This is a genomic window from Mesobacillus boroniphilus JCM 21738 (assembly GCF_000517385.1).
Classification (GTDB): Bacteria; Bacillota; Bacilli; order Bacillales; family Cytobacillaceae; genus Mesobacillus; species Mesobacillus boroniphilus.
The window spans coordinates 1-2,907 of sequence record NZ_BAUW01000174.1 but is presented as its reverse complement, the minus strand read 5'-3'; the positions used below and the strand labels follow the sequence as shown (position 1 = coordinate 2,907).

The window sequence follows — 2,907 nt, the reverse complement described above, 5'->3', positions numbered from 1 at the left end:
TCAAGTTTCTTATTTCTGTACACGCACCATTGAATTTGATAGACTACCGTGATTACTGCATATAAATCAAATGCGAAAGGAGCGTTTAGGAAAAATAAGTAAATACTTTCAAGAAAATCATCAAAGGAGAAGATCATGAGTAAAATTGTATTTTTTGATATTGATGGTACATTGCTGGACCATGATAAAAACCTGCCGGCCTCTGCTAAAAAGGCAATCGAAACATTGAAGGAAAATGGAGTTTTTGTAGCCATTGCTACAGGACGAGCTCCGTTCATGTTCGAAAGCCTTAGAAAAGAGCTGGATATCGATTCATTTGTGAGTTTCAACGGACAATATGTTGTATTTGAAGGGGAGCCAATCTACCAAAATCCTTTGAACAGTGAAAAGATAAAAGAAATATATCAAGAAGCATCTGATAAGGGACATCCAGTCGTGTTTATGAACCACAAGACGATGAAATCCTCAGTGAAGCACCACAATTACATAGAAACAAGCCTCGGGGGACTGAAGTTCGCCCATCCTGAACATGATGACCGGTTTTATGTAGACCGAGACCTGTATCAAACACTTTTGTTCTGTGAAGAAGCTCAAGAAGAGTATTACCGGGAGACTTATCCCGAATTCACATTTATCAGGTGGCACCCATACTCAGTGGACATCCTACCCGCAGGAGGGTCTAAGGCGGAGGGTATAAAGAAGATGGTGGATCGATTAGGTTTCAAGCCGGAAGATGTATACGCTTTTGGTGATGGACTGAATGATCTTGAAATGCTCAAGACAGTTGCGAATGGGGTAGCCATGGGTAATGCTGTACCAGAATTGAAAGAACTAGCGAATATGGTTACCCGGGATGTAGATGACGACGGTATCTGGCATGCTTTGAAAGAGCTGAAATTGATTTAGAACAGAGCAGCCCCAGCGTAAGTGAACCAGGATGATATGCAGGCTTACAGAGTGAAACCAGAAACCTGTCACAAATGACTCCGGATTAACCAAAGCAACCAATATTACTAATGTAGTTAAAGACACAAAAAAGCCGAATCTATCAGGATTCGGCTTTTATCTTTCAACTGGCTTTGCATCGGGAACTTCAGCATACGGGTCTTGTTTATTAATATGATCGTAAAACATGACTCCATTTAAATGATCGATTTCATGTTGGAAGACAATCGCCGGCAGGCCTTTCAGGCGAAGCTTAATTTCGTTTCCTTCAAGGTCTGTCCCTTTTACAGTTATCCTGGCATATCTTGGCACATAACCAGGAATCGACTCATCAACTGACAGGCATCCTTCACCGGCTGCAAGGTATGAACGTTCCACTGAATGGCTGATGATTTTTGGGTTGAAGAGGGCATGGCTTAATAAATTATCTTTTTCATCTGTTACATGAACAGCAATCATTCTTTTAGATACATTTATTTGTGGGGCGGCAAGACCGATTCCGGGACGGAGCCCATGTTTTTGGGCAACTTCAGGATCTTGGCTGTTTTTAACATATTCAATCAGGCTTTCTAGCACTGTCTTATCTTCCTGTGAAGGGGGCATAGGAACCTCTTCCGCGACTTTTCGGAGCACGGGATGTCCATCACGGACGATATCATTCATCGTCAACATTAACTTCACCTCTGGTATGTAATAATGTTAAGTCTAACAAATGAACAGTAAAAAGTTAACTAGAAATGTTAAAAGAGAGAGGGACTAGCCCTCCCTCCCTCTCTCCTAACTGCAAAATTGCCATGACCTCCAACTCTTGCCGGTGCTGACCAAGGCGCTTACAATTTTCTTATTAAAACTTCCAGCAGGCGCAGCCAACAATGATCAGCAGGATGAACAACACGACAATCAAAGCGAATCCACTGCCATACCCTGCTCCTGCCACGGGATAACCACAGCCATATCCGTAACCTTGCATTAGGGAACCTCCTCAATTGTGTTTTTCGCCCGTAAATCGGTCGATTGCTATAGCCTATGCACGAGAAAATATTAAGTGTAGGCGTAAGCCTAGAGCATAAAAACGCAGAGGAATGAATATATTGAGGGAAAGGACAAGCCTATACTGCTTCCAGGGTGAACAATTATTCCAGCAAAATTTCATATCTATTGTCAAATCCCGTCGCAATCGCTATAGTAAAATTGGTATCAATGAGGAGGTTATTATTTTGTCCATAATCAAAAAAATAAGTTTAGCCATTATAATGATGGCTGGAGTTTTAAGTCTAGCTGGGTGCCTGGACAAGCAATCACCAGAGGAAAAAATGTTTGAAGCGCTTGAGAAGGTCGTTTCAATCGAAAAAGGGTTTGAGGATCAGCAGGATCCGCTTGTAGAGTTGGAGAAGAAAGAAAAGGAAATTTATGAGCAAATCATTTCTCTTGGAATGAAAGAATATGACCAAATTGTTAAGCTGGCAGATGAGGCACTGGCTATAGCTGACAAACGTGCAGAACATATTGATAAAGAAAGTGAAAGTATAGATGAATCCGAAAAAGAGTTTGAGAATGTTGACAAAATCATCGACGAAATAGATGACGCCGACCTTAAGAAGCAGGCAACTGAACTGCAGGCGACTATGAATGAAAGATATGAAATTCATGATAAGCTTTATGAAAACTACAAACAAGGACTCCAATATGACAAAGAACTCTATGAAATACTTAAAGATAAGGAATTAAGTTTTGAAAAACTCGAAGAACAAATAAATAAAGTGAATGAAGTATATGAAGTTGTCTTAAATAACAATAAAAAAATTCAATGAAAAGACTGATCAGTATAATCAAGAAAAAATGGATTTTTACAAGCAAGCTGGAATAGAAGTTAGCACAGAAAAGGAAAAGTAATATATGAAATGTAAAGCCGCTTTTTAATAGCGGTTTTTTTAATATTATAAGAAAGTAAAAAAACTTTTT

4 protein-coding genes are annotated in these 2,907 nt (G+C 39.7%); 2 read left to right on the top strand and 2 right to left on the bottom strand.

The window, feature by feature from the left end:
• Positions 1-135 precede the first annotated feature (135 nt).
• Positions 136-906 carry a Cof-type HAD-IIB family hydrolase gene (locus tag JCM21738_RS21385; RefSeq protein ID WP_023626257.1) on the top strand — a complete coding sequence of 257 codons (771 nt, stop codon included), beginning with the start codon at positions 136-138 and terminating at the stop codon, positions 904-906.
• Positions 907-1,062: 156 nt separating this feature from the next.
• On the opposite strand, the gene def is transcribed toward JCM21738_RS21385, so the two are convergent.
• Positions 1,063-1,617: a peptide deformylase gene (gene def, locus JCM21738_RS21380; protein WP_023626256.1), complete on the bottom strand. Its 555-nt coding sequence runs from the start codon at positions 1,615-1,617 to the stop codon at positions 1,063-1,065.
• A 172-nt stretch (positions 1,618-1,789) separates the two neighbouring features.
• The gene (locus JCM21738_RS23675) at positions 1,790-1,915 is read right to left on the bottom strand and encodes a YjcZ family sporulation protein (RefSeq protein WP_023626255.1); all 126 of its coding nucleotides are present in this window, start codon (positions 1,913-1,915) and stop codon (positions 1,790-1,792) included.
• Positions 1,916-2,162: 247 nt separating this feature from the next.
• Here JCM21738_RS23675 and JCM21738_RS21375 point away from each other — a divergent pair, with 247 nt between their 5' ends.
• Positions 2,163-2,756, top strand: coding sequence for a YkyA family protein (locus JCM21738_RS21375; RefSeq protein WP_243463121.1), 594 nt, complete (start codon positions 2,163-2,165; stop codon positions 2,754-2,756).
• The last annotated feature ends 151 nt before the right edge of the window (positions 2,757-2,907 follow it).

What these genes read in the sequence shown, in the direction of transcription:
- JCM21738_RS23675 (WP_023626255.1), bottom strand. Translation starts at nt 1,915, where the DNA reads ATGCAAGGTTACGGATATGGCTGTGGTTATCCCGTGGCAGGAGCAGGG.
- def (WP_023626256.1), bottom strand. Translation starts at nt 1,617, where the DNA reads ATGTTGACGATGAATGATATCGTCCGTGATGGACATCCCGTGCTCCGA.
- JCM21738_RS21385 (WP_023626257.1), top strand. Translation starts at nt 136, where the DNA reads ATGAGTAAAATTGTATTTTTTGATATTGATGGTACATTGCTGGACCAT.